The sequence below is a fragment of the Rhodococcus sp. CH91 genome, from assembly GCF_022554085.1.
Lineage (GTDB): Bacteria > Actinomycetota > Actinomycetes > Mycobacteriales > Mycobacteriaceae > Rhodococcus.
This window is the reverse complement of the sequence record NZ_JAKFYR010000003.1, coordinates 523,163-540,721: the sequence shown is the minus strand read 5'-3', so window position 1 is coordinate 540,721 and position 17,559 is coordinate 523,163. Positions and strand designations below refer to the sequence as shown.

Here is a 17,559-nt window from a genome sequence, read left to right as displayed (position 1 = left end):
CATGTACGACATGCCCGACGAGATCGAGGTCCGTGCCGAGGGGCCGTTGCGGATCATCATCTTGAACCGGCCCGCCAAGTACAACGCGGTCAACGATCCGCTGCACGCGGGACTCGCCCGGCTGTGGCCGCGGCTGAGTGCCGACCCCGAGGTCCGCGCCGCGGTGATCACCGGCGCAGGCAAGGCGTTCTCCGCCGGTGGCGACCTCGACTACCTGGCCGAGCTGGCGCAGGATGCCGAGCTACGCGCGAAGACGATCGCCGACGGCCGCGAGATCGTCCTCGGCATGGCACGCTGCCGGGTCCCCGTGGTCGCCGCCGTCAACGGCCCGGCGGTGGGACTCGGATGCAGCCTGGTCGCGCTCAGCGACATGGTCTACATGGGTGAGGGCACCTACCTCGCCGATCCGCACGTGCAGGTCGGGCTGGTCGCGGCCGACGGTGGCCCGTTGACCTGGCCGCTCCAGATCAGCCTGTTGCACGCGAAGGAGTTCGCCTTCTTCGGCGAGCGGATCCCCGCGGAACGAGCTCGTGAACTCGGCCTGGCGAACCACGTCGTCGCCGATCCGCTCGCCGAGGCACTCGCGTGTGCCAAGCGCATCTCGGAGCAACCGAAGAAAGCGGTGGAGGCCACCAAGAGGCTGCTCAACATCCACCTCGAACGCGCGGTGCTCGCGACTCTCGACTACGCGATGAGCGCCGAGGAGATGACCTTCCAGAGCGACGACTTCCGTGCGAACATCTCGAGGATGACTGCAGGGAAGGCATGAGCGGAGAGATCGTGTGATCGGACGGTTGCGCTCGCTGACGAGTTTCCATCCCGATCTGCGGGCGGCAGCGCTGTTCGCTCCACGTCGTGCGGTGAGCCCGAGATCGTTGCCGGTGATGCGCATGCTCACCCGCGCGGTCCGGGGCACCGATCCGGACGTGTACGTCTTCGAACCGGGAGTGTCCGTCCGCTGGTTCGGCACTCCGGCCTCTGCAGGCGCTGAACCCGGTGCGGCTCTGCTGTGGATCCACGGTGGCGGGTACGTCTTCGGCCGGGCCGCGCAGGACGACGCGCTGTGCCGGAGGTTCGCCGACCGACTCGGTATCGCCGTTGCCTCGGTGGACTACCGCCTCGCACCCGAACACCCCTATCCGGCACCGCTCGAGGACTGCCTGCGCGCCTACGAGTGGCTGCGGAGCCGGCCGGAGGTCGATCCGGCACGTATTGCCGTCGGGGGTGCGAGTGCGGGAGCGGGTCTGGTTGCGGCGCTGACGTTTCTGCTCCGGGACAGGAGGATTCCGGCGCCGGCCCTTCAGATGCTCGTGTATCCGATGCTGGACGATCGCACCGTGAGCGGGCCGGCGCACACCCGGATGTGGGACGCGCGTGCGAACGATTTCGGCTGGGCGAGCTATCTCGGCGGCGCCGATCCCGAGATCGCGGCGCCGGCGCGTCGCACCGATCTGTCGGGGCTGCCCCCGGCCTGGATCGGGGTGGGCACGCACGATCTGTTCTTCGACGAGGACCGCGCGTACGCGACACGGCTGCGGGCGGCGGGTGTCCCGTGCGCTCTCCACATCGTCGACGGAGCGTTCCACGGCTTCGATTCGGTGGCCTCGCGCACGGGTGTCGCGCGCGGGTTCTTCGACGAACAGTGCACCGCCCTGGACACTGCTCTCTCCCCGGAACGTTCGTAGGGCCGCTACCGATCCCGGCAGCGGCCCCACGACGTTCGTCCCCTCGCTTCACGAGCGGGGCTTGGAATACTCCGACTTCACTTCCATGATCCGCATCTTCGGGATCGGGCCGTAGCTGAGCGAGTCCGACATGTTCAGCTGCTTCGCTGCCGCCGCGGCGTGGACGTTGGCCTTGGCCGCCGCGGGATCACCCTCGAGTTCGTACAGGGTGACCGACGGGCCGCCGTCCGCGTCGGCGGGGGACAGCCGCGTGGCGCCGACGAATCCGTCGAGGCCCACCACTTCGGGAATGTGGACCTCGTCGTACCAGGTGTTGAACTCGTCGAGCCGCTCGGGATGGGACGGGTACGACTCGACGAGCAAGTAGTGCTTCATGCGTGATCCTGCCTGTGAGAAGGGTTGTGGTGTAGGAAACTCAGACCCGGACCACCCAGCCGCCGTCGATGTTGAGGGTGTGGCCGGTGACCCAGTCGCTACCGGACGACACGAGGTAGAGCAGACCGGGGATCAGCTCCTCGGGCTCGCCGAACGGGAAGGGGATGGCGTGCTTGACCATCTCCTTGAGCTCGGGTGGCGATGCGATCGAGCCGGCTTCGGTGTTGACCATGCCCGGAGCGATCGCGTTCACCCGGATCCCGAAGGGCGCCAGCTCGCGGGCGAGCGAGACGGTCATGCTGACGAGACCGAGCTTGGTGATGCCGTAGGCCTGCGCGGCCATGAAGGCACCGCTCGAGGACTGGTTGACGATCTTGCCGTAGCCCCGCTCCTTCATGTACGGAACCACGGCGCGAGTGCACAGCAGAGGACCGGTCAGGTTGACGGCGAGAGTGCGGTTCCACAAGTCGATATCCATCGTCGTCAGCGATCCCTCGCCGACCACTTCCGCCATCAGGCCTGCATTGTTGACAAGGATGTCGACGGAACCGAAGTGTTCGGCCGCGGCCGCTGCCATCTGTGCGGTGCTGGCCTCGTCCCTGACGTCGACGCCGACCGCGAGCGCGCGGTGACCGTCGGCGGCCAGTTCCTCCGCGGCAGCCGTGGCGGATTCGACGTTCACGTCGGCGAGCACCACTGCTGCCCCGGCTTCGGCGAGACCGCGGGAGTAGGCTCGGCCGATCCCTCCTCCGGCGCCGGTGACGATGGCGACCTTGTCGCCCAGGTGTGGGATGTCTGTCATGGATTTCCTTGTCGGCTGGTACTTGTGGCGTGATTACTTCTGCGCCGTCACCGGCGCGGCGATGCCCTGTTCGTCGACGACGGTCTGGATCCGGGCGAGGGTCTCGTCCAGCCCGGCGCCGAGACGGGCACCCGGCGTGAAGGTGGCCGGTAGCTGCCGCATGCCCTGGATGACGCCGATGGATTCGTAGTGGACGGTGCCCTCCGGATCGCACCGGAAATCCGGCATGCGGTCGAGTACCGCGAGCAGCATCCTCTTGAACATGGTCCGCGCCAGATTGGATCCGATGCATCGGTGCACACCCAGACCGAAACTGAAGTGCCGATTCCCTTTTCGTTCGAGGTCGATCTCGTTCGGATCCGTGAACAATTCCGGATCCCGGTTCGCCATCGCCCAGGAGAGCCAGATACGTTCACCCTCCTCGAACCGCACACCGTTCAACTCGGTATCGGCGGAGAAGGTGCGGCCGTCCCCGGCGGAGGGACAGAAGAAGCGCAGGAACTCCTCGGTCGCCGAATCGAGCAGCGTGTCTCGTTCGGCACTGAGGATCTCGCGCTGATCGGGATTCTGCGACAGCCATTCGAGTGCGTGCGACGTCAGCGCGGTCGTCGTGTCGAAACCGCCACCGATGAGCAGGCTCAGGACACCGAGCAGTTCGAGATCGTCGGGCTTCTCTCCGTCGATGGTGGCCCGGGCAACGGCGTCGACCATTCCGGGCCGCGGGTTCTCCCGGATCTCGTGCAGGCTGGCGAGCAGGTCCATTCCCATGACGCGGTGCAGTTCGGCCACGCGGTGGACATCCGGTGAGTCGGGCGGCGTGTACATCGCGGCGTGGACCGGCTCGCAGTAGACATTCCACTTGGCGACGGGAATACCCAGCATCGCCAGTGTGATGACGGCGGGAACGATGTTCACGAGATCGTCGATGAAGTCGATGCTGCCGGTCTCGATCTTCTCGTCGAGGCACGCGCGGATCACGTCGTCGATGAGGGGAACCCACTTCGTGACGGCGGCGGGAGACAGATAGGGATTGAGTACCGCACGGAACTCCCGATGTTCGGGGTCATCCATCTCCAGGATCCCGCCGCGGACACCCGACGCTCTGACAGCGGTGGGGATCATGATTCCCTTGTATCCCCGCCGGACGCCCTTCACATCGTGATCGTTCGAGATGTTCGCCGAGCGTGCGAGGGTGAACACCGCCTCGCCCCCTGCTGCTACCCAGTGACCGCCGTGTGTGTCGGACCACGCTACCGGGCACCGGGAGTGCATCTCCGTGGTGATCTCCGAGAAACGGTCTCGGTAGTCGGGTGCGTGCCTGTCGAACCGGTAGGTGGGGGTGCGGTGACCGGTGTCGACGGCCTCTTCAGTGCTCACGGTGTTGCCCTCTCGTGGGTCCGATGCTCGTGGGTCCGATGGGTGTGGTGCGGTCGGGTGCCGTCACAGGACGGAGATCGCCTGTTCGGGGCAACTGCGGTGGGCCTCGCGCGCGGAGTCGGTGAGGTGGGGAGGAACCTCGGAGTCGACGGCCGTGGCGTGTCCGTCGATCTCGCTCAACTCGAACAGTGCGGGAGCGGCCATGGCGCACAGAGTGTGGCCCTGGCAGCGGCGGGGATCGACTTCCACTTTCATTGCGTTCTCCGATCGTCGGTGAATTGGTGTGCTCTGCAGTGGTTTCGGCGGGTCGTCGACGTGCAGGGAGGGGGCCGGCTGCGATCATCTTGATCTTTTCCTCAAGAATGGCATTCCGTATTGCGAGAACATTAATGTCTTGGGTGCGGAATCTGCAAGGGGTGGATCCGATTCGGATACGTACCATCACGAAGGAGGGCGTCATGAGGGCATGGCAGTTCGAAGGGGCCGGGCGACCGATCGCACTGAACGAGGTGCCGGAACCGGAACCCGGCCCGGGCGAGGTGGTGATCGACGTCGCGGCGGCCGGACTGTGTCACAGCGACCTGATGTACATGGAGGTGGGCGAGGCGACGATGCCGTTCCTGCCCATGACGCAGGGACACGAGAACGCCGGTGTCATCAGCGCACTGGGTGACGGGGTCGAGGACTGGAGGGTCGGTGACGTCGTCGGTGTCTGTACCTCGGGGGTGCGTCCGCCGCTCGGCATGTTCGCCCACGGTGGGTTCGCCGACAAGCTGGTCGCCGATGCTCGCGATCTCGCGCGTGTGCCCGAGGGGCTGGATCTGTCGCCGGCCGCTCTCGCGACCGATGCGGGAATGACCTCCTACCACGCCATGATCAAGGCCGGTCGTGCCTCGGCAGGAATGAAGGTGGGCGTGATCGGATACGGCGGTCTGGGGCAGATCGGCACCCGCGCGGCTGTGCTGGCCGGCGCCGAGGTGCACGTGGCCGAGACGAAGGAGTCGGTCTGGGATCTCGCCCGGCAGGCCGGTGCGACGGATGTCGTGCGGGACGCGGCCGACTGGGCGGGGAGGGGATTCGACCTGGTGGTCGACTATGCGGGTTTCGACACCACACAGAAGGCGATCGACGCCATCGCCAGGGGCGGCGCCGTGGTGCAGGTCGGTCTGGGACTCCCGACGTTCACCGTCAGGACCCCGACGATCCTCGGCAAGACGCTCGTGGGTTCTCTCGGCGGGACCGTCGAGGACATCGAGGAGGTGTACGACCTGTTCGTGAAGCGTGAGATCGAACCCGCATACACCGAGATCGGCTTCGAAGAGATCGGCGAGGGACTGGAACGCCTCCGGCGCAACGAGGTCACCGGACGGCTCGTCGCCCGCTTCGGCGGCTGAACGCCGGGGCGGGTTCGCGCACCCGGCAACACGAAGGGAGGCCCGGTGCGGGCCTCCCTTCGCGCGGGAACCTCATCCCCTCGGGGCCACGAGGCTCTCCGAGCGTTGCACGGTGCCGGAGATTCCGTTCGCGTCCTGCTGCGCCAGCAGCACTGCGGCGGCGCCCATCGTCTCCGGCGGTTCCACCATCTCGGGCGGGATCTCGCGTCCACCACCGCCGGCCGTCCACCCTTCGGTGAGGACGACGCGGGACGGCGCGAGACAGTTGACCGCGATGTTGTCGTCCCGCAGATCTGCCGCGAGTCCGACATAGAGCCGCTCCACCGCGGCCTTGGACACCCAGTAGGCGTTCGCACCCCGGTCGGTCATCGTGACGCCGCTGGTGGTCACCGCGATCATCGAACCACCGCCGCGCGACCGGAGGTGGGGAATCGCCGCCTTCGTCACGGTGAAGACGCCGGTGAGATTGACGTCGAGACACAATTGCCACCGTTTCGACGGTGTCGACTCGATCGGTCCCATCCACAGCACTCCGGCGTTCGCGACCAGGATGTCGAGCCCACCGAACTCGGCGACCGTCGCTGCGATCGCCGCATCGACAGAATGTTCGTCGGTGACGTCGCACCGTACGGGAACGGCCCGTCCACCTGCGGCGGCGATGCGCTCGGCGACCGATCCGATGGTGCCGGGAAGCTTGCCTTCCTGCTCCGATCGCGCGGCGACCGCCACCGCGGCTCCCGCATCGGCGAGGGCGACGGCGATCGCCGCGCCGATGCCCCGGCTGGCACCGGCGACGAATGCGACCTTGCCGGCGAGTGGCTTCACTTCGGCGGGAACCTCAGTGCGCCGTCGAGGCGGATGACCTCACCGTTGAGATAGTCGTTCTCGACGATGGAGGCGACGAGCGTCGCGTACTCGGCGGGACGGCCCATGCGCTTGGGGTGGGGGACCTGCGGACCCCAGTACGCCTCGAGCTGATCGCCGGCCTTCCCGTAGGCCGGAGTGAGGATGGTGCCCGGGGCGATGGTGTTGACCCGGATGCCGAGGGGTGACAGGTCGCGCGCCGCGACGAGCGTCATACCGATCACGCCGCCCTTGGCGGCGGAATAGGGGAGCTGCCCGATCTGGCCTTCGTAGCCGGCGATCGAGGCGGTGTTGACGATGACGCCGCGCGAGCCCTCGTCGTCGAACGGATCCTGCTTGGCGATCGCGGCAGCGGCCAGGCGCATGACGTTGAAGGTCGACGTCAGGTACGACTCGATCGTCTTGGTGAAGGCCTCGAGCGCCATCGGGCTGCCGTCCTTGCCCACCAGGCGTCCGCCGCCCGCCGGGCCGCCGTGGCAGTCGACCGAGATGCGCAGAGGTGCCAGTGATTCCGCTTCGGCGATGGCGGCCGAGACGGATTCCTCGCTGCCGGCGTCGGTGCGCACGTACCGCACACCGAGCTCCTGCTCGAGCTCCTTGCCCTTGTCGTCGTTGACGTCGGCGACGACGACCTTCGCGCCCGCCTCGTGGAGGCGACGGACAGTGGCCTGTCCGAGGCCACCCGTGCCACCCACGACGATCGCGGAGCTTCCTGCTACCTGCATGCTGCCTCCTTCGAAGCCGGAACTCTTGAAAGTAGAGCTCTCTGTCTGTGAGAATAATGTTCTCATGAACCTAAGCATGATTCTAGAAATGGCCGCAAGCACCGGCGAGCGGGCAGTTGCGACCGTCGGGTCCCGCACCCTCACGGCTGCCGGGCTCGACGCCCTCGCGCGTCGTGCCGCCGCACAGTTCCGGAATCATCCGGCGGTGCTGTACCTGGGGTCCAACCACCTCGCGTATCCGGTGGCGCTGTTCGGCGCGGCGCTCGCCGGCGTGCCGTTCGTGCCGCTCAACTACCGCCTCGGCGAACAACAGTTGAGTGCGTTGAAGGCCAAGCATCCGGGTGCGCTCGTGCTCGAGCAGTGTGACCTCGACGCATTCGTCGACGAGTCCTACACCGCAGCCGATCCCGAGCCTCCGCTCGAACCGCAGTGGGACGGCGACAAGGTCGCCGCGATCATCTACACGAGCGGCACCACCTCGGACCCGAAGCCCGCGATCCTGCGCCACCGCCACGTGCTCGCCTACGTGCTCAACACGATGGAGTTCGGTTCGGCCGCGGAGACCGACGCCTCGCTGGTATCGGTCCCGCCGTACCACATCGCCGGTCTGACCAACCTGCTGTCGAACTTCTACACCGGGCGCCGGATCGTCTACCTTCCGGCCTTCGACCCCCAGGAGTGGCTCGAGACGGTGCGGCGCGAACGCGTCACCCACGCGATGCTCGTCCCGACGATGCTCGCCCGGATCGTCACCGTCCTCGGCGACGACACGGCCGACACGCCCACCCTGGCGAGTCTCGCCTACGGCGGGTCGCGCACGCCGCGGCCCGTTCTCGAACACGCGCTCCGTGCCTTCCCCGGCACCGGCTTCGTCAACGCCTACGGGCTCACCGAAACCGCTTCGTCGGTCGCGGTTCTCGGGCCCGACGACCACCGGACGGCCTTCGCATCGGATGATCCCGAGGTTCGCGACCGTCTCGGTTCGGTGGGCCGGCCGCTCCCCGGGATCGAGATCGAGATCCGTTCCGAGGCAGACGACCCCGTTCCGGCCGGCGAGACCGGCCTGATCTTCGTCCGTGGCGAACAGATCTCGGGTGAATACGGCAACCGCAGCGTCCTCGACGCCGAGGGCTGGTTCTCCACCCGCGATCTCGGCCGGCTCGACGCCGACGGTTATCTGTACGTCGAGGGCCGATCCGACGACACGATCATCCGAGGCGGGGAGAACATCGCCCCCGCCGAGATCGAGGACGTCCTGCTGGCCCACCCGGGTATCACCGAAGCCGCCGTGGTCGGTGTGTCCGACGCCGAATGGGGACAGCGCATCGTCGCGGTCCTCGTCGGTGACGGCGATCCGGACGAGATCCGCACGTGGGTCAAGGACCGCCTGCGTTCGTCCAAGACGCCCGACAACATCGTCTTCCGGGACGAACTGCCCAAGACCGAGACCGGAAAGCTCTTGCGTCGCACCCTTCTCGCCGAACTGGAGGCCACCCATGCCTGATGCCGTGATCGTTTCCGCTCTGCGCACCCCGATCGGCACCGCCGTCAAGGGCACGCTCCGCGACACCGACGCGTTCGCCCTCGCACACCACATCGTCACCGCGACCGCCGAGGGGCTCGACGCGAGCCTCATCGACGACGTGATCCTCGGTGAAGGCCTGTACGGCGGTGGCGTGATCGCCCGTCACGCAGCGCTCACCGCGGGGCTGACCCACGTACCCGGTCTCGCGCAGAACCGGCACTGCGCGGCGAGCCTGTCGAGCGTGCAGTCCGCCGCCGCGAGTATCCGCTCCGGCATGGACCGCATCGTGATCGCCGGTGGCGTGAACTCCGCCTCGACCTCGCCGCGGGCACTGAAGCGTGACGGCGAGGACTGGGTGCCGTGGATGTCGCCCAGCCATCCCGACCGTCCCGATGCTCCCAACCGCGACATGTCCATCACCGTCGGCTGGAACGCCGCGGTGAAGGCCGGTGTCGGCCGCGAGGAGATGGACGCGTGGGCGTTGCGTTCGCACCAGGTCGCGATCCGGGCCATCGACGAGGGCCGCTTCAAGGAGGAGATCGTCCCGATCGACACCCCGCACGGCGTGTTCGACACGGACGAGCATCCGCGCCGGGAGACGAGCCTCGAGAAACTCGCGTCCCTGAAGGTGCTGCATCCGGAGATCGAGGGCTTCAGCATCACCGCCGGCAACGCCTGCGGCGGCAACGATGCCGCAGCCGCGCTGGCCATCGCCGGCAGCGATCTCGGTCTGCCCGCGCTCGGCAAGGTGCTGTCGTGGGCGTCGGTGGGCGTCGACCCCGCGATCACCGGACTCGCTCCCGTCGAGGCGATCCCGAAGGCCCTGCAGCGGGCCGGGCTGTCCATCGGTGACGTCGACCTGTTCGAGATCAACGAGGCGTTCGCGGCCCAGTGCGTCGCGTGCATCAAGCTGCTGGACCTCGACCCCGAGAAGGTCAACGTCAACGGGAGCGGGTGCTCGCTGGGCCATCCGGTCGCCGCGACCGGCGCCCGCATGCTCGTCACCCTCGTCCATGAACTCCGTCGCCGTGGCGGCGGTATCGGTGTCGCGTCGATGTGCGCGGGTGGGGGCATGGGCTCGGCCGTGGTCGTCGAGGTGCCGGCACCGTGAACCGGGATACGCCGTGAACATCGGTGAACTGATCGACGCGGCACGCGGGGGCTCCCCGCGTGCCGCGGGTCGATTGCTGACCCTCGTCGAAGGACCGCGCCGGGACGAGGTGCTCACACTGCTCGGCCCGGCCCGCGCCCGCGTCGTCGGGATCACCGGCCCGCCCGGTGCCGGCAAGTCCACCACCGTCGGGGCGCTGACCACCTGCTACCGCGATCGCGGGTTGCGGGTCGCGGTGCTGGCCGTCGATCCGTCGTCCCCGTACAGCGGGGGCGCGCTGCTCGGCGATCGCATCCGCATGGCCGCGCACACCGGAGACACGGGCGTGTTCGTCCGCTCTGTCGCTTCGCGGGGGCATCTCGGCGGTCTCGCCGCAGCCGTCCCGGCTTCGATCCGGTTGCTCGCCGCTCTCGGTTACGACGTCATCCTGCTCGAATCGGTCGGGGTGGGTCAGTCCGAGATCGAGATCGCCTCGGTCGCCGAACCCACCGTCGTCGTCCTCAATCCGGGCGGGGGAGACGCCGTGCAGGCGGCCAAGGCCGGACTGCTCGAAGTCGCCGACCTCGTCGTCGTCAACAAGGCCGACCGTGAGGGTGCCGACCGGACGGTGCGCGATCTCCGCGGCGACGTGAAGGTCCCGATCCTCAAGCTCGTCGCCGCGACCGGCCACGGCGTCACCGAGCTCGTCGACGCGATCGAGGCGCACCAGCGGGCCGACACGATCGAGCGTCGCGCGGCGCGGGCCCGTAGCCAGATCCTGTCGCTGGCACACACCCTCCTGCGCAGCCACCCGGAGTTGGACGCGCTGGCCGAGGCCGTCGCGGACGGTCGCGACGATCCGTACTCGGCGGCGGCTCGCTTGGTCGGTGCCCTGAGCACCGAGAAGTTCGCAGGGTGACGACAAAGCTCGCAGGCCCTACGGTCTACCTCCAGCACTGCGAGGTTTGCTCCGGGCCTGCGAGCTTCGTCGTTCTCAGGCCAGAACGGGAACGACGAGCGGAAGCTCGACGGTCGTCCGGATCCCCGGCCGGGCCGCGCACACCGCCGCGATCGAGTTCACGGCACGATTTGCGGTGTAGGACGGCGAGATCTCGCTCATCCGCTCGAGCGGAATGGGGAAGCGCATGTCGATGTCCAGAGGCGCGTCGCCGTCGACCGTGACGTGCCAACCCGTCGCGTGCAGATCCCAGTCCGCGTCGAGTCGATCGGTGCAGTACCAGGTGGGACGAAAGCGCATCAGTTCGCGACCGTCTCGGATGCCGGAGACCGTGATGCGTTGTGCGGCAACCGTCCCTGCTTCGATCGTGCCGGCCGCAATGGTGACCGTGGAACGAGCTCTGGCGAGTTCGCCTGTGGTCCGGATGGTGTCGAGGGTCAGGCCGAGTGCATCGGCCAGCGCAGCGAGCGACGGTCCGAAATTGGCTTCCACGTGGGCGAGCCGCACGTCCTCGAAACCGCTCGCATCACCACCGAAACCCATGACGTCGAACAGGATTCCGGGGGAGTTCCGCTGGGAGAGATCGGCGTACTCGTCGATCGCGAGATGGTCCAGTCGTCGTTGGATGGACGCGAGGACGAGCGGCACGGCCTCGGTGACGAAACCCGGACTGCTACCGGTGCTGTGGATCGACGTACCGCCCAGCGCGCACGCGGCCTCCACCGCCTCGCGCACGACCGGGTCCATGCCTGCGGGACGGTGGAACTCTCCACGCGTGGTGACGATATGCGTTCCGGAGGCGAGGATCCGGCACACGTCGTCCACATCGAACAACAGCGGCATGTACAGCACGCAGTCCGCGCCGAGATCGATGATCTCGTCGACGCTGGTCGTGGCCGCTACACCGACAGGTTCGCGCCCGCACAGGATGCCGGCGTCCTGCCCGGCCTTGTCGTCGCTGTGTACATACACCCCGACGAGTTCGAGGGAGGGATGATCGATCACCGCGCGCAAGGCACGTGTGCCGATCGTTCCGGTCGCCCACTGCACGACCCGCAGTGGGCGGGGCGCCGAGACGTCGAGGACGATGTTGTCGGGGCCGGACTGTCGTTCCATGACACCTCGGAATCTTCGATGTTCGCGGAAAAGGCGTTCAGGGCAGGCGCAGAAGGGCTTCCTGAGCGAAGGAAGCGACGAGGGAGCCTTCCTCGGTGAGCAGGTCGCCGCGACCGAAGCATCGGCCGTGTGCGACGAGCGGGCTGTGTTGCCGCAGCAGCAACCAGTCGTCGCTGCGGAACGGGCGATGGAACCACAGATTGTGAGAGGTGACCGCCGACGTGAACGCTGTTCCGTTGCCGGTGTGGTCGAAACCGTCGACGGCGAGCAGTGCGGTGCCGATGAGGTTGAGATCGGTGGCGTAGGCGGCGAGAGCCGCAGCGTACGTCTCGTCCACCTCGGGTGTGCGCATCCACATCTCGAACTCGGGTGCCGATACGCCCCGGTTCTCGAGGTCGATCGTCGTGCGGGTCTCCCAGGGAATCAACGAGAAGGCCGTCCGCGTGCTCTCGTCGAACACCGGGGGCACCGAGGGGAGGGTCTGGACCTCGGGGCCGTCCTCACCGGCGTGCATGGAGACGGAGGCGGTTGCGAGCACACCCTTGTTCTGGCGGGCCACCGCCGTCAGGGTGGCGAAGGTCCGGCCTTCGTGCAGACGGGTGATCTCGTAGCGGACGGGCTCGTCGGCGCGGCCTTCACGGGCGAAGACGGTGTGCAGGGATTTGATGCTCTTCTCGGGGCATGTGAGTTCGGCGGCGCGGACNGGGCGAAGACGGTGTGCAGGGATTTGATGCTCTTCTCGGGGCATGTGAGTTCGGCGGCGCGGACGAATTGCCCGAGCAGCTGGCCCCCGAAGAGTCGGTGGTATTCGAGGTGCTGATTGCTGCCCTCGAATCCCCCCGACTCGGGATGCTCTTCTCCGCCGGCGCACGGACGTAGGTCGAGGCAGGTAAGGAGGTCGTTCCACAACTCGGTCACGAGCCGAGTGTAAGTGAACTACTCCGATTTGAGAATGGTGTTCTCGTCAGTCTGCGGCGAAACCCTGCGAACAGAAGTTCCACACCTCGTCCGCTGTGATCGGACGGGTCGTGCTGTCGTCGCCTCCGCTGGACTGTGCGATGAACATCACGGTCTGCATCGTCATGGCGGCCATCCGCTTCGGGTTCAATCCCTCACGCAGGCCGCCCTCGGCATCGACCTTCTCCATCAACTCGGTGAAGAGCGCGAGCATGGGTGCATGCGCGACCTTCACCTCCGCGGGGTGGGTGAGCAGCAACTGGGGTGCGAAATCCGTGAACAGGGGGCGCTGGGCCGTGGGGTCGGGCCGAGACGATTCGAACAGCAATTCCACCGCGACCCGCAACTGGTCGAGCGAATCCTTCTCGCCGGCTGCGGCCGCACGGATCTGATCGGCGGACCGGCTCAGGGCGTCCTCGAAGAGGGCGAGCAGCAGTTCGTGCTTGCCGTCGAACTGCAGGTAGAAGCTACGAAGCGATTGCTTCGAGCGGTCGACGACCTCTTGGACGGTGAAGTCCGTGCTTCCCTTTTCGGTGATGATCGCCTGCGCCGCATCGAGGAAGCGCTGCACGCGCTGCTCGGCGCGCAGTTTGGCGGTCCGGATGGAGCGCTCGACTGCGCGCTGCTTCCAGGCTGGTTCTTCGCTGGGGCCCGTCACTGCCGGATTCGCCCTCTGTCACGTGGAGTGGACATAGGTGCACTGTACCGGAGGGTAAGGACGGATCGCGGCACTGTTCTCCCGTTTCCGACGGGGATCGAGACTCTTACTATCTCATATTGAGAATGATATTCTCGCGTTGTTCTCACATTCATCGCCAGGAAGGAGGCAAGTCGGAATGCTTTTCGAGTTCGACTCCGATCAGCAGTTGTGGCAGAAGACCGTACGGGAAGTGACGGCGAAGGAATGCCCGTCGACACTCGTCCGCAGCGTCGTCGACCACGGCGCCGATCCCGCTCCGCTGTGGAAGACCTATGCGGGTCTGGGATGGACCGAGCTGGTCGAGTCCGAGGCTGCGGTGGAACTGGCGATAGTGCTCGAAGAACTCGGCCGCGCCACCGACCCCACCCCGTACCTCGCCACCACCACGCAGTTCGCACCGCTCGTCGCCGGCCGAACCCAGCCCGACCGTACGGGTGCGGCCGTGTACGAGGGGATCACCGCGGTGCGCGACGCGGACGGCTGGCTGCTCCGCGGCACCGCGCACCGGGTGCTCGACGGTGACCGCGCCGACGATCTCGCGGTCGTCACCGAGGCCGGTGTCTTCACCGTCCGGGCCGACCAGGTGACCGCCCGGCGTACCTCTGCCTTCGACCCGGTCCTGCACCTTGCCGACGTCGTGTTCGACGACGTGCGGGTCGAGACCGGTCCCGACACCGGCATCGATGCGGAGAAGGCGCGGCACGTCGCCCTCGCAGGGCTTGCCCTCACGATGGTCGGTGCGTGCCGGCGCATTCTCGATCTCGCGCTCGACCACGTGCGCAACCGTCAGCAGTTCGGCGTGCCGATCGGATCGTTCCAGGCAGTCAAGCACCGTGCGGCCGACATGCACGTGGCTGTCGAACGTGCCCGTGCCCTCGCATATTTCGCCGCTCTGACCATCGCGGAGGACGACCCCCGTCGTCGCCTCGCCGCCTCCATGGCCAAGGCCGCGGCCGGGGAATGCCAGTCGACCGTCTTCCGCAGCGGCGTGCAGCTCTTCGGTGCGATGGGCTTCACCTGGGAAAACGACCTGCAGTTCGCGCTCAAGCGTGCCCGCGCGGGTGAGCACATGCTCGGATCCGCCGCGGAGCACCGGGCACTGATCGCCGAGGAGTACCGTGCAACTCTCGTTTGATTCTGATGTCGAGGAGTTCCGCGCCGAGTTCGTGGCCTTCCTCGACGAGCACCTGCCCGACCCGTCCGAGGCCACCGTCCGTGCCCGGTCGAGTGCGGATGTCCCCGAATGGGCGCGCCGCTGGCAGCGGGTCCAGTTCGACAACGGCTGGTTGCTGCCCGGCAACCCGCCCGAGTTCGGCGGGCGCAACGCGACGATCCTGCAGCAGTACGTGCACCTCGAGGAACTGTCGAAGCGGCGGATCTATCACAGCTTCAATCCGCAGGGTCTCGGCATCATCGCGGCGTCGCTGCTGTCCTTCGGCACCGACGAGCAGAAGCGACGCTGGGCGGTGCCGATCCTGCGCGCGGAGATCACCGCAGCCCTCGGGATGAGTGAGCCCGGGGCGGGCTCCGACCTCGCGTCCCTGCGCACCCGGGCGGTGCGCGAGGGCGATCACTTCGTCGTCAACGGGCAGAAGGTGTGGACCTCCGGTGCCCACGATGCCGACGTCCTGCTGACCTTCGTCCGCACCGATCCCGATGCACCGAAGCACAAGGGCATCAGCGTCCTGTTGATTCCCACAGATCTGCCCGGTGTCGTCCGGCGGCCGTTCCCCTCGGTGGCCGACGGCGACGACCGCGACTTCAACGAGGTGTTCTTCACCGACGTGCGTGTACCGGCGGAGAATCTCATCGGTGAGGTGAACGGTGGCTGGACGGTCGCGAACGGCTCGCTCGGTCACGAACGCACATTGCTGTGGCTCAGTTTCGCCGACCGGTTGCAGGATTTCGTCGAGGACTTCCGTCCCCGCACGGTGATCGACCGCGACCGGTACGCCACGCTCGTCATGGATCATCAAGCATTGAAACTGCTCGGTTCGGCCGCGCTTGTCCGGGAATCCAAAGGAGCGCAGGATGTTCCGGCGCTCTCGGTGCTCAAACTCCTCGGTTCCGAGGCGGTCCAGTCGGCTGCCGAGCACGCGCTCGACGCCGCCGGACCGGACGGTCTCGTCCATCCCGCAACGACGTCGGCATACGTGCCGTGGAATCTCGACAACTTCTCGTCGAGCTGGTTCGAACGATTCGTCCGGAGTTTCGCCGGCACCATCGCGGGTGGCACCTCGGAGATCCAGCGGAACATCATCGCCGAGCGCGTACTGGGGCTTCCCCGTGGGTGAGGAAGGCGCCTCGTACATCCGGTACGAGGTCGCCGACCGGATCGCGACGATCACCCTGAACCGTCCCGAGGCCGCCAACGCCCAGAACGGAGCTCTGCTCGACGAACTCGACGCCGCGTGGGTCCGCGCGGGCGACGACCCCGAGGTCTCGGTGATCGTCCTGCGTGCGGAGGGCAAGCACTTCTCGGCCGGCCACGACCTGCGAAGCGGTGAGCCGGTCCCCGACAAGATCACGCTCGAGCTGATCTACCGGAACGAGTCACGGCGCTATCTCGAATACTCGCTGCGGTGGCGCAACATCCCGAAGCCGTCCATCGCGGCCGTACAGGGCAGGTGCATCTCCGGTGGGCTCCTGTTGTGCTGGCCGTGCGATCTGATCGTCGCCGCGGACGACGCGTCGTTCTCCGATCCGGTGGTCCTCATGGGGATCGGTGGCGTGGAATATCACGGCCACACCTGGGAACTCGGCCCGCGTAAGGCCAAGGAGATCCTCTTCACCGGCCGGCCGGTCACCGCGGAGGAGGCGGAGAAGACCGGCATGGTGAACCGGGTCGTACCTCGCGAGCATCTCGACACGGAGGTCCGCGAGCTGGCGCTGCAGATCGCGAAGATGCATCCCTTCGGGTTGCGGCAGGCCAAGCGGGCGGTCAACCAGACGCTCGACGTGCAGGGCTTCTACGCCGCGATCCAGTCGGTCTTCGACATCCACCAGACGGGGCACGGGAACGCCCTCAGCGACAGCGGCTGGCCGGTACTGATGAACCTCGACGAGATGAAGAACAACATCCGCTGACAGGCGGAAGGGCCGTGTGGGACCGACTCGGAGATCCGGGCCGGTCCCACACCCGTTCGTCAGACCTTACGGGTCACGCCGCCGTCCACCCGGATGATGGCTCCCGTCGTGAAACTCGATGCTTCGCTTGCCAGGTGGAGTGCCAGTGGAGCGACCTCCTCCGGCCGTCCCATGCGGCGCAACGGCACGAAGGATGCATCCTCCCCTTCCGGCGGAGCCCATGCCTTCGACAGGTCCGTCCGGAACGGGCCCGGAAGGATCGCGTTGACACGCACTTTCGGTGCGTAGGCCTCGGCGAGCCCGACGGTGAGGGCGTTCAGGCCCGCTTTCGCGCACGCGTAGGGGAGTTCGCGCACACTCGCGACCAGCGAGCCCGCAGTGCCGACGTTGATGATCGAACCCCCCTCGTGTTCGGCCATGTACGCGCCGGCGCGCACGGCGAGACGGAAGGGGCCCTTGAGATTCACACCGAAGGTCTTGTCGTAGAGCTCTTCGCTGATGGCCTCGAGGTCCTGATAGAGAGGCGACATTCCGGCATTGTTGACGAGAATGTCGAAGCGTCCGAAGTGATCGAGTGTCGTGTCGACGAGGGCATTGCAGTCGTCCCATTGCCCGACGTGGCACGCCACGGGCAGGGCCTTGCTGCCGGTCGAGGCCTCGATCTCCTTCGCGGCGAGTTCGCACGCGTCGAGCTTGCGGGAGGCGACGACGACGTCGGCGCCGTGCTCGGCGAGAATCTGGGCGATGGCGCGACCGATTCCGCGTGAACCACCCGTTACGACAGCGGTTTTCCCGCTCAGATCATGAAGAGAATCAATTTTTCCCATATATGGATCATGCACCGGTCCGAGGATATTGGAAAGAGCGTTCTCGTCTGAAAGAATCAAATTCCGACACCGAGACC

The 17,559-nt window shown here is 67.0% G+C and carries 19 protein-coding genes; 9 read left to right on the top strand and 10 right to left on the bottom strand.

Annotation, left to right across the window (positions count from 1 at the left end):
- Window position 1 precedes the first annotated feature (1 nt).
- Both MOM01_RS09200 and MOM01_RS09195 read left to right on the top strand, forming a co-directional pair.
- Entirely contained in the window at window positions 2–769 is a 768-nt protein-coding gene (locus MOM01_RS09200) for an enoyl-CoA hydratase/isomerase family protein (RefSeq protein WP_241385089.1), read from the top strand.
- 13 nt (window positions 770–782) lie between these two features.
- Window positions 783–1,685: an alpha/beta hydrolase gene (locus MOM01_RS09195; RefSeq protein WP_241385088.1), complete on the top strand. Its 903-nt coding sequence runs from the start codon at window positions 783–785 to the stop codon at window positions 1,683–1,685.
- Between the two features lie 48 nt (window positions 1,686–1,733).
- Here the strand turns inward: MOM01_RS09195 and MOM01_RS09190 are convergent, their stop codons facing one another.
- The 4 genes from MOM01_RS09190 to MOM01_RS09175 form a co-directional block, all read right to left on the bottom strand.
- Window positions 1,734–2,060: a DUF4286 family protein gene (locus tag MOM01_RS09190; protein ID WP_241385087.1), complete on the bottom strand. Its 327-nt coding sequence runs from the start codon at window positions 2,058–2,060 to the stop codon at window positions 1,734–1,736.
- 40 nt (window positions 2,061–2,100) lie between these two features.
- Window positions 2,101–2,862: an SDR family oxidoreductase gene (locus MOM01_RS09185; RefSeq protein WP_241385086.1), complete on the bottom strand. Its 762-nt coding sequence runs from the start codon at window positions 2,860–2,862 to the stop codon at window positions 2,101–2,103.
- Between the two features lie 33 nt (window positions 2,863–2,895).
- Window positions 2,896–4,239, bottom strand: a complete 1,344-nt coding sequence (locus MOM01_RS09180) for a cytochrome P450 (RefSeq protein WP_241385085.1) — start codon at window positions 4,237–4,239, stop codon at window positions 2,896–2,898.
- A gap of 63 nt (window positions 4,240–4,302) precedes the next feature.
- Window positions 4,303–4,494, bottom strand: coding sequence for a ferredoxin (locus MOM01_RS09175; protein ID WP_241385084.1), 192 nt, complete (start codon window positions 4,492–4,494; stop codon window positions 4,303–4,305).
- Between the two features lie 203 nt (window positions 4,495–4,697).
- On the opposite strand from MOM01_RS09175, the gene MOM01_RS09170 reads away from it, so the two are divergent.
- A complete protein-coding gene (locus MOM01_RS09170) occupies window positions 4,698–5,633 on the top strand; it encodes a zinc-binding dehydrogenase (protein ID WP_241385083.1) in 936 nt (311 codons plus the stop codon).
- Between the two features lie 72 nt (window positions 5,634–5,705).
- Here MOM01_RS09170 and MOM01_RS09165 read toward each other — a convergent pair whose 3' ends face one another.
- Entirely contained in the window at window positions 5,706–6,458 is a 753-nt protein-coding gene (locus tag MOM01_RS09165; protein ID WP_241385082.1) for an SDR family NAD(P)-dependent oxidoreductase, read from the bottom strand.
- Window positions 6,455–7,222, bottom strand: a complete 768-nt coding sequence (locus MOM01_RS09160) for an SDR family NAD(P)-dependent oxidoreductase (RefSeq protein WP_241385081.1) — start codon at window positions 7,220–7,222, stop codon at window positions 6,455–6,457. Before MOM01_RS09160 ends, MOM01_RS09165 begins: the two co-directional genes overlap by 4 nt.
- Before the next feature lie 64 nt (window positions 7,223–7,286).
- On the opposite strand from MOM01_RS09160, the gene MOM01_RS09155 reads away from it, so the two are divergent.
- Genes MOM01_RS09155 through meaB form a run of 3 tightly spaced genes read left to right on the top strand, consistent with a single transcriptional unit; the run spans window position 7,287 to window position 10,756 of the window.
- The gene (locus MOM01_RS09155) at window positions 7,287–8,726 is read left to right on the top strand and encodes a class I adenylate-forming enzyme family protein (protein ID WP_241385080.1); all 1,440 of its coding nucleotides are present in this window, start codon (window positions 7,287–7,289) and stop codon (window positions 8,724–8,726) included.
- A complete protein-coding gene (locus tag MOM01_RS09150; RefSeq protein ID WP_241385079.1) occupies window positions 8,719–9,858 on the top strand; it encodes a thiolase family protein in 1,140 nt (379 codons plus the stop codon). The genes MOM01_RS09155 and MOM01_RS09150 overlap by 8 nt, the downstream gene beginning before the upstream one ends.
- Window positions 9,859–9,871: 13 nt before the next feature.
- A complete protein-coding gene (gene meaB, locus MOM01_RS09145; RefSeq protein WP_241385078.1) occupies window positions 9,872–10,756 on the top strand; it encodes a methylmalonyl Co-A mutase-associated GTPase MeaB in 885 nt (294 codons plus the stop codon).
- Window positions 10,757–10,831: 75 nt separating this feature from the next.
- On the opposite strand, the gene MOM01_RS09140 is transcribed toward meaB, so the two are convergent.
- From MOM01_RS09140 to MOM01_RS09130, 3 genes are all read right to left on the bottom strand, one after another.
- Window positions 10,832–11,911, bottom strand: coding sequence for an NAD(P)H-dependent amine dehydrogenase family protein (locus MOM01_RS09140; protein ID WP_241385077.1), 1,080 nt, complete (start codon window positions 11,909–11,911; stop codon window positions 10,832–10,834).
- Between the two features lie 37 nt (window positions 11,912–11,948).
- Entirely contained in the window at window positions 11,949–12,659 is a 711-nt protein-coding gene (locus MOM01_RS09135) for an acyl-CoA thioesterase (protein WP_308196973.1), read from the bottom strand.
- Window positions 12,660–12,875: 216 nt separating this feature from the next.
- Entirely contained in the window at window positions 12,876–13,526 is a 651-nt protein-coding gene (locus tag MOM01_RS09130) for a TetR/AcrR family transcriptional regulator (protein WP_241385076.1), read from the bottom strand.
- A 178-nt stretch (window positions 13,527–13,704) separates the two neighbouring features.
- Between MOM01_RS09130 and MOM01_RS09125 the strand changes: the two genes are divergently transcribed.
- From MOM01_RS09125 to MOM01_RS09115, 3 genes are read left to right on the top strand one after another with little or no spacing between them, the layout of a single operon-like run.
- Window positions 13,705–14,703, top strand: a complete 999-nt coding sequence (locus MOM01_RS09125; protein ID WP_241385075.1) for an acyl-CoA dehydrogenase family protein — start codon at window positions 13,705–13,707, stop codon at window positions 14,701–14,703.
- A complete protein-coding gene (locus MOM01_RS09120; RefSeq protein WP_241385074.1) occupies window positions 14,687–15,862 on the top strand; it encodes an acyl-CoA dehydrogenase family protein in 1,176 nt (391 codons plus the stop codon). The genes MOM01_RS09125 and MOM01_RS09120 overlap by 17 nt, the downstream gene beginning before the upstream one ends.
- Window positions 15,855–16,655: an enoyl-CoA hydratase gene (locus tag MOM01_RS09115; protein ID WP_241385073.1), complete on the top strand. Its 801-nt coding sequence runs from the start codon at window positions 15,855–15,857 to the stop codon at window positions 16,653–16,655. Before MOM01_RS09120 ends, MOM01_RS09115 begins: the two co-directional genes overlap by 8 nt.
- Before the next feature lie 59 nt (window positions 16,656–16,714).
- Here MOM01_RS09115 and MOM01_RS09110 read toward each other — a convergent pair whose 3' ends face one another.
- A complete protein-coding gene (locus MOM01_RS09110; RefSeq protein ID WP_241385072.1) occupies window positions 16,715–17,482 on the bottom strand; it encodes an SDR family NAD(P)-dependent oxidoreductase in 768 nt (255 codons plus the stop codon).
- Window positions 17,483–17,559 lie beyond the last annotated feature (77 nt).